This window comes from Streptomyces murinus (assembly GCF_002154555.1).
GTDB classification, from domain to species: domain Bacteria; phylum Actinomycetota; class Actinomycetes; order Streptomycetales; family Streptomycetaceae; genus Streptomyces; species Streptomyces murinus.
Map to the genome: position 1 here is coordinate 1 of NZ_MUNF01000394.1, position 8,268 is coordinate 8,268.

Annotated in this window: 6 protein-coding genes and 1 pseudogene; 2 read left to right on the top strand and 5 right to left on the bottom strand. The window is 73.2% G+C overall.

Going from position 1 to position 8,268, the window contains the following annotated elements:
* Both CCN72_RS40745 and aceB read left to right on the top strand, forming a co-directional pair.
* Positions 1-109 (top strand): annotated as a pseudogene (locus tag CCN72_RS40745) (nucleotidyltransferase family protein); the annotation flags it as partial.
* A 202-nt stretch (positions 110-311) separates the two neighbouring features.
* Entirely contained in the window at positions 312-1,937 is a 1,626-nt protein-coding gene (aceB, locus tag CCN72_RS23535; protein WP_086809344.1) for a malate synthase A, read from the top strand.
* A 68-nt stretch (positions 1,938-2,005) separates the two neighbouring features.
* Here aceB and CCN72_RS23540 read toward each other — a convergent pair whose 3' ends face one another.
* The 5 genes from CCN72_RS23540 to CCN72_RS23560 form a co-directional block, all read right to left on the bottom strand.
* Positions 2,006-2,920: a HipA family kinase gene (locus CCN72_RS23540; RefSeq protein ID WP_086809345.1), complete on the bottom strand. Its 915-nt coding sequence runs from the start codon at positions 2,918-2,920 to the stop codon at positions 2,006-2,008.
* A gap of 63 nt (positions 2,921-2,983) precedes the next feature.
* Positions 2,984-3,736 (bottom strand): 4'-phosphopantetheinyl transferase family protein, encoded by a 753-nt coding sequence (locus tag CCN72_RS23545; protein WP_244174413.1) that lies wholly within the window; start codon positions 3,734-3,736, stop codon positions 2,984-2,986.
* 73 nt (positions 3,737-3,809) lie between these two features.
* Positions 3,810-5,183, bottom strand: a complete 1,374-nt coding sequence (locus CCN72_RS23550) for an MFS transporter (RefSeq protein ID WP_244174415.1) — start codon at positions 5,181-5,183, stop codon at positions 3,810-3,812.
* A 17-nt stretch (positions 5,184-5,200) separates the two neighbouring features.
* The gene (argH, locus tag CCN72_RS23555; protein WP_086809347.1) at positions 5,201-6,775 is read right to left on the bottom strand and encodes an argininosuccinate lyase; all 1,575 of its coding nucleotides are present in this window, start codon (positions 6,773-6,775) and stop codon (positions 5,201-5,203) included.
* Positions 6,772-8,136, bottom strand: a complete 1,365-nt coding sequence (locus CCN72_RS23560; RefSeq protein WP_086809349.1) for an ATP-grasp domain-containing protein — start codon at positions 8,134-8,136, stop codon at positions 6,772-6,774. Before CCN72_RS23560 ends, argH begins: the two co-directional genes overlap by 4 nt.
* Positions 8,137-8,268: the final 132 nt, after the last annotated feature.

Here is an 8,268-nt window from a genome sequence, read left to right on the forward strand (position 1 = left end):
CCGCGCCTATCTGAAGGCCCACGAGGAGGCCGTCCGGTTGGTGGAGTGCGCGGATGTGGCGCGGCCGTACGACATCGACACCGAGGCCGACCTGAGCCACCTTGAGTGAACGGGGTGTCGCCGGCCGGGCCCGTGGCACCCGGCGTCAGCTTGCCTCGACCCGGAGAATCTCGACATCAACACACCATTGAAGTTCCACAATGAGGAAACTAGTATCCACTGATCAGAAGCGTCCGGCCGCACAGCGGGCGCGATTCATCCCTTTCGTGCCACTTGGCACGTGGTGCCACCGCTGAAGGAAGTGACAGCTCATGTCCGCACCAGCGCCGTCCCCGCTGGCCATCGTCGACGCCGAGCCCCTGCCCCGGCAGGAAGAGGTCCTCACGGACGCGGCGCTCGCCTTCGTGGCGGAGCTGCACCGGCGGTTCACCCCGCGCCGTGATGAACTCCTGGCCCGCCGGGCCGAGCGCCGCGCCGAGATCGCCCGCACCTCCACGCTCGACTTCCTGCCGGAGACCGCCGCGATCCGCGCGGACGACTCCTGGCGGGTCGCCCCGGCCCCGGCCGCGCTGAACGACCGGCGCGTCGAGATCACCGGGCCCACCGACCGCAAGATGACCATCAACGCGCTCAACTCGGGCGCCAGGGTCTGGCTCGCCGACTTCGAGGACGCCTCCGCGCCCACCTGGGAGAACGTCGTCCTCGGCCAGCTCAACCTGATCGCCGCCTACAGGCGGGACATCGACTTCACCGACCCGGGGTCCGGCAAGTCGTACGCGCTGCGACCGGACGCGGAGCTGGCGACCGTCGTCATGCGCCCGCGCGGCTGGCATCTGGCCGAGCGCCACCTCGTCGCCGCCGACGGCAGTCAGGTGCCGGGCGCGCTCGTGGACTTCGGCCTGTACTTCTTCCACAACGCGCAGCGGCTGCTGGACCTCGGCAAGGGCCCGTACTTCTATCTGCCGAAGACCGAGTCGCACCTCGAAGCCCGCCTGTGGAACGACGTGTTCGTGTTCGCGCAGGACTACGTGGGCGTCCCGCAGGGCACCATCCGCGCCACCGTGCTGATCGAGACCATCACGGCGGCGTACGAGATGGAGGAGATCCTCTACGAACTGCGCGACCACGCCTCGGGGTTGAACGCGGGACGCTGGGACTACCTGTTCTCCATCGTGAAGAACTTCCGTGACGGCGGCCCCAAGTTCGTGCTGCCGGACCGCAACGCGGTGACGATGACCGCCCCGTTCATGCGCGCCTACACCGAACTCCTCGTGCGCACCTGCCACAAGCGCGGCGCGCACGCGATCGGCGGCATGGCGGCCTTCATCCCCTCCCGCCGGGACGCGGAGGTCAACAAGGTGGCCTTCGAGAAGGTCCGCGCCGACAAGGACCGGGAGGCGAACGACGGTTTCGACGGCTCCTGGGTCGCCCACCCCGACCTGGTGCCGATCGCCATGGAGTCCTTCGACCGGGTGCTCGGCGACAAGCCGAACCAGAAGGACCGGCTGCGCGAGGACGTGCAGGTGTCGGCCGCCGACCTGATCGCCGTGGACTCGCTGGAGGCGAAGCCGACGTACGCCGGTCTGGTCAACGCCGTGCAGGTGGGCATCCGTTACATCGAGGCGTGGCTGCGCGGCCTCGGCGCGGTCGCCATCTTCAATCTGATGGAGGACGCGGCCACCGCCGAGATCTCCCGCTCCCAGATCTGGCAGTGGATCAACGCGGGCGTCGAGTTCGAGAACGGCGAGAAGGCGACGCCCGAGCTGGCCCGCGAGGTCGCGGCGGAGGAACTCGACGGCATCCGCAAGGAGATCGGCGAGGAGGCGTTCGCCGCCGGGCACTGGCAGGAGGCGCACGATCTGCTGCTGCGGGTGTCCCTGGACGAGGACTACGCCGACTTCCTGACGCTGCCGGCGTACCAGCAGCTCAGGGGCTGAGCCCCGGCGGCTCTCCGGGTGGCTCAGGGGTCCTCCCTGGGCCACCCCGCCGTTTCCCCCCGGGTCCGTCAGCGCAGGTGGATCGCCCCGTCGTGTTCCACGGCCGGCTTGCCGTGCAGATCGGGGACCTGCTTCAGCCAGTCCGGGCGGCCCGCCTGGGTACGGGCCGCGCGGGCGGCGTCCTCGGCGGCAACCTGTTCGCGGCTCGGGAAGTCGGTGGGCAGCCACTCGGCGGACCGCCGCACCCGGGCCAGCAGATAGCCGACGTAGGCGTCCCGGACGTCGTCGGGCGTGCCGAACCCGGCGTCCTCGGCCAGCCAGGCGTCCGGTACCTCGGCGGCGATCGCGCGCAGCAGCTCCTCCGTGACGCGCGGGGCGAGTTCGGCGTCGGCGGCGCGGACGTCGGGGCCGTACTGGCCGAGGGCGTGATGGCGGAAGTCGTACCGCTTGGCCGGGGTGGTGGTGTCCCAGCGGTGGTGGAAGACGAGGGCGGCGCCGTGGTCGATGAGCCACAGCCGCGGCGGCACGGTGCCGAGGGTGGGCCACACCATCAGGTTGGAGCTGTGCACGGTGCGGTCGACGTTGACGGTCAGCGCGTCCAGCCACACCACGCGGCCGGCCTCCAGCGGGTCCACCGGGAAGACGCGGGCGAGTTCCGGGGTGAGGTCGCGGGCGCCCGGCAGATAGTCCATGCCGAGGTTCAGCCCGGCGCTTGCGCTGTGCAGCTCGCGCACCTCCTGGTGCGGCTCCTCGGCGGCGACGGCCGGGTCGAAGTGCACGAGGACCAGCTCGGGGAAGCGCAGCCCGAGCGCGCGGGCCAGCTCGCCGACGATCACCTCCGCGACCAGCGCCTTGTGCCCCTGTGCCGAACCGGTGAACTTGACGACGTACGTGCCCAGGTCGTCGGCCTCGACGATGCCGGGGACCGAGCCGCCGGAGCGCAGCGGCTCGATGTAGCGGGTCGCGGTGACCTCTCTCAGCATGTCCCTACGTCACCAGCCTCTGCCGCCCTGCGTTCCACCAGGTGAGCATAGACCGAGCGCGCTTCACCGGTGCCGGGGGAAGCGGCCGGTGACGCGGTTCGGGCGTGCGGCGGGGGCGGTCAGCGGTCCGCGGGTGGCCACCGAGGCGACGTAGCCGCGGTCCACCGGGACGTCCCTGAAGTGCCAGTCGACCCGGGGCCGCGGGCCGTCCGGGGTGCCCAGGCCGATGTAGTCCAGGGCGGGGTCGCGGCCGAGGCCGGTGCCGAGGCCCTTCAGGTACGCCTCCTTCCGTGTCCACAGCCGGGCGACGGCCCCCGGGCGCCGGACCGGGTCGAGGGCGCGGGCCTCCCGCTGCTCGTCGGGGTGCAGCATCAGGGCCAGCTCGCCGCTCCCCTCGATGTCGGGCACCAGCTCCACGTCCACCCCGATCGGCTCGCCCGCGACGCCGATCAGCACCAGGTCGCCGCGGTGGGAGAGCGAGAAGTGGAGATCGCCGGGGCAGCCGAGGAGGGCGGGGCGGCCATGGGGTCCGCCGCAGCAGGGGCAGGTCTCGCGGGCGTAGCGGATCTCCGCCGGCGGCACCCCTAGGTAGGACCCCAGTACCGCGCGCAGCGCCCGGTGCGCGGCCGTGAAGCGGACACGGTCCGCGGGCCTGGCGAAGGAGGCGGCACGCTCGCGTTCGGACGCGTCCAGCGTGGCCGCGTCGGGGGCGGCGTCCGAGCCGGCGTCCGTGGTGTCGGACAGCCGTAGCAGCCACAGGTCGGGGGTGCCCGGGGGCGGGAGGCTGTGCCGTACTGACTGCGGGGTGGATTCCACTGGACTGCTCCCGGCCGTGGAGGGGGTGTCATACATGTTCATACGAGTCATACGCGTTTGTACGAGAGGGCCGTCACATCGCGCGGGCCGTGGCCGTCGCCGTGCGCACCGGTGCCGCCGTCGCCTCCGCTGCGGCCCGCTCCCCGGCCACCGGCTCGGTGGGCAGGTCACGGCATCCGGCCAGCGGCTTCACCAGCAACAGCAGGCTGCTGACGGCGAGTCCGGCGGTCAGCAGCCACAGCGTCGGCCGGGGCCCGAAGGACGTACCGAGCGCGCCGCCGAGCAGCGCGCCGACCGGCACCGATCCGTAGTTGGCGACGGAGTAGCTCGCCGTGATCCGGCCGAGCAGTTCGGGCGGGCAGTACGTCTGCCGGAACGCGCCCTGGATGACGCTGCCGCAGACGACGCCCACCGACAGGCCCGCGAGGCCCAGGGCCACGAGCACGGAGCGGGCGCCCGGGCCCGCCAGCGGGATCAGCAGTCCCAGGGGGGCGGTGACGAGTTTGCACAGCAGCATGCCGCGGGCCGTGCCGAAGCGCCGGGCCATCGGGCCCGCGGCGAGGGCGCCGAGGAATCCGCCCACGCCGCCCGCCGCGAGCAGCCAGCCCACCGCGCCCTCGCCGACGCCCAGTTCACGCACCAGGAAGACGGTGAGGATGGCCTGGCAGCCGGTCAGCAGCAGATTGGTGACCGACCCGTAGACCGTGAGCACCCGCAGGTAGGGATCGCGCAGGGTGTGGCGCAGGCCCTCCCGGATCTCCGCGCGCAGTCCGGGGCGCGCCCGGGGCGTCTCGACGCGCGGTTCGCGGCCCCGGACGGCGAGCAGGCACAGGGTGGAGACCAGGAAGGTCGCCGCGTCGGCCAGCAGCCCGGTCACCGCGCCGAGGGCCGCGGCCAGCAGGCCGCCGGCGCCCAGACCGCCCAGCTGCGCCACCGACTCGCTGCCCTGAAGCTTGGCGTTGGCCGCGGACAGTTCGTCCCTGGCCACGACGGTCGGCAGATAGACGCGGTACGCCACGGAGAAGAGGACGCTCGCGCAGCCGGTCAGCAGGGACACGGCGAGCAGCTGCGCCATGGTGAGGACGCCGTACCAGGCGGCGACGGGGACCCCGGCCAGCAGCACCAGCGAGACCAGGTTGCAGGCGATCATCAGCGGGCGCCGCCGTACCCGGTCCACCCAGGCGCCCGCCGACAGCCCGAAGAGCAGCCAGGGCAGCCAGGCGGCGGCGGCCAGCATGCTCACCCACAGGGTGCCCGCGTGCAGGGTCACCACGGCCACCAGCGGCATGGCGACACCGGAGATGCTGCTGCCGAACTTGCTGACGGTCTCGCCGCCCCACAGCAGCCGGAAGTCGTGCCGGGGCCGCATGTCCAGCCCCGCCCCGCGTTCGTTCTCGTCGCTCATGACGGATTTGTCGCCGTTCATGACGGCGTTCTCTTCGCTCATGACCGCGTTCTCTTCGCTCATGACGATTCGACCAGCGCCCGTACCGTCGTGGTGAGCCGGTCGGCCGCGTTCGTCCAGCGGGTCCTGCGGGCCGTCACCTCGTCGTGCAGCCGTTCGAGTTCGGCGGTGAGTCGGTGGAGGGCCGCCTCGGTCGAGGTGGCGCCGGGCCCGCCGCCGTAGGCGTACGCGGCGGCGACGTCCGCGGGATCGAGCCAGGACGAGCCGTCCCCCGGTGCGAGCGCGGCGACCTCGGGCCTCTCGCGGCCCGCCTCGGTCAGCGAGACCCCCCGGTCCAGGGCCGACAGCACGGTCTCCCCCACCAGATGGTGGGCCTTGCGGAACGGCATGCCGTCCATCACCAGGGACTCCGCCAGATACGTCGCCGTGGTGAAGCCCCCGACGGCCCGCTCCTCCATCCGCTCGCGCTCCGGCTCCGCGCCGGCCACCACCAGCCGCAGCAGGGTGACCGCGTCCAGGGTGTCGCGCAGGCCCGGCCACAGATGGCGTACCGACTCGGTGCCCACCGCGATGGCGTTGGTGAAGCCGGCCGTGCTCATCGCCGAGGAGGCGGCGACGAAACCGCCGAGGGCGGCGTTCGACCGGCCCTGGATGTGCTCCAGCAGGAACGGGTTGCGCTTCTGCGGCATCATCGAGCTGGAGCCGACCAGGTCGTCGGCCATCCGCAGCAGCCCGAACTCCTCCGAGGTCCAGGTACTCAGATCCCGGGCGACCCGGGCCATCGTCACCCCGAGGGTGGAGCAGGCGGCGAGCAGGCGCAGCACGAAGTCCCGTGAGGCGACCGCGTCGACCGAGTTGGGTGCCGCGCCGGTGAAGCCCAGCAGTTCGGCGGTGCGGTGCGGGTCGATGCGGACGGAGGTGCCGCCGACGGCCCCGGCCCCGAGCGGGTTGACGTCGATCTCCCGGCCCGCCTCCAGCAGCGCCGCCAGGCTCCGCAGCACCGAACTGGCCACACCGGTCAGGTAGTGCCCGTAGGTGATCGGCACGGCGGGCTGGCCGTGGGTGTACGCGGGCATGGTGACATCGCGGTAGACATCGGCGGCGGCCAGCAGGATGTCGGCCAACTCGGCGACCTCGGTGAGGAGTTCGCCGTACGGGCCGCGGGTCTTCAGCCGTACGGTCGTCGCGTTGAGGTCGTTGCGGGACCGTCCGGTGTGCAGGACACCGCCGATCCGCTCGCCGAGCCGCTCCACCAGTCTGCCCTCGTAGGCCAGGTAGACACCGCGGGGCATGGGCATGCCGCGCAGCTCGGCGAAGTCGTCGGCGCGCAGCGCGGAGATGGTGTCCAGCAGGATCGCGACCCGGCCGGTGTCCACGATGCCGCGCTCGGCCAGCATGACCAGATGGGCCAGGTCCACCTCGCTGATCAGGCGCAGCTCCTGGACCATGCCGTCTTGGCCGGAGCCGGAGCCGGAGCCGGAGCCGGAGCCCGGCAGGTACTGGTCGTAGACGATCCGGTGGGCCTCGTCGTTGAGCGTGGTCCGCAGCCGGCCGGTGTCGGCCCCGTCGCGGGCGGCCGTCTCGGCGCGGCAGGCGATGGCGTCGAGGGCGTGGATGGCGTCGATGGCGCTCATACGGTCTCCTGGCGGTCCATGCGGCCCTCGCGGTCCTGGTGGTCCTCGCGGTCCTGGTGGTCCTTGTGGTCCGGGGCGGTGTCGGACGGCGCGGGCGGCGCGGGCGGCTGGGCCGTCGGCGACGCGCCCGGGGGGCGCAGGGCGCCGGCCAGCCTGGTCACCGCCTCGTCCGCCGCCCGTGCCGCGGCGGCCGTCGAGGAACCGGCCGTGATCACATGGCCCAGTCGGCCCCGGAAGTCCTCGGCGGGTCCCACGGGCGTCTCCGGCGCGCGGTACAGCGCCGCGTCCATCACCTCCGGCACCTCCCGCGCCCGGGACAGCGCCGCCTCGACGGCGTCCGCCGGGCCGAGGGTGCCCGCCGCCTCGACGGTCAGGAAGCGGATCGACGCCCCGGCGTCCCGGTCGCGCTCCAGCGTCACCGGCAGTCCGGCGGCGGCCCGGACCTGCGCGGTGACCAGGTCGATCCCGCAGGCGCGGCGCACCAGTTCGGGGATCATGCCGCCCGCCAGCCGCGGGTTGACCTCGATCACCCGGGGGGTGTCGCCGTCCAGCCGCAGTTCCACATGCGCCGCGCCCCAGCCGAGGCCGAGGGCCCGTACGGCCGCGACCGCGCACCCGGTCAGGGCGTCCCGCTGCCGCGTCGGCAGGGCGGCGGGCAGATCGTGGCCGGTCTCCACGAACACCGGTGCCGGGCCGACGTGCTTGGCGACGGTCACCACGGCCTCGTGCCCGACCACCTCGACCGAGAACTCCCGGCCCGTCAGATACGACTCGACCAGGATCCGGGTGGGCGCGGCCAGCCCCCGCTCATTGACGGTGGCCGCCAGCAGGGTCCCGGCGTGGTCGGCGACCTCCCCGAGGCTCGCGCACAGCCGTACGCCCACGCTGCCGGAGCCCTGGACCGGCTTGACCACGACGGGCAGGCCCAGCCGGGCGGCCGCGTCGACAGCCTCCGCGACCTCGCCGGCCTCCGTGAATCCCGGCACCGGCACCCCGGCTCCGGCGAGGAGGCGGCGCTGGGTGGTCTTGTTGCGGCAGGCCCGTACGGCGTCGGCGGCCGGGCCGGGCAGCCCGAGCCGGTCCGCCAGCTCGGCGGCGGTGGCCACGAAGTACTCGGAGCTGGACAGCACGCCCGCGATCTCCGCGCCCGCGGCCAGTTCCCGCACCGCCGACCAGAGGGCCCCGGGGTCGGCGGTGTCGACCACCACCGTGCGCAGCCCGTCCTCGGCGGCGTACGGATAGCGTCCGGGGTCGGCGCTGAGCAGCACCGGTTCGATGCCCGCCGCGACGGCCCGCTGGGCGAACTGGCGCCCTGTGCCGGTGGTGTTGGACTCGATCAGGAGGAGCAGCCGGTCGTTCATGCGCGCGCTCCGGGCACCATCACATCGTCGAACCGGCGCCGCGCCCACAGCAGCCGGGACCAGGTGGACGGCGCGTCCAGCGGGTGGTCGACCAGGGCCGGGCCCGCCGGGTTGGCCGCCGGGGTGATGCCC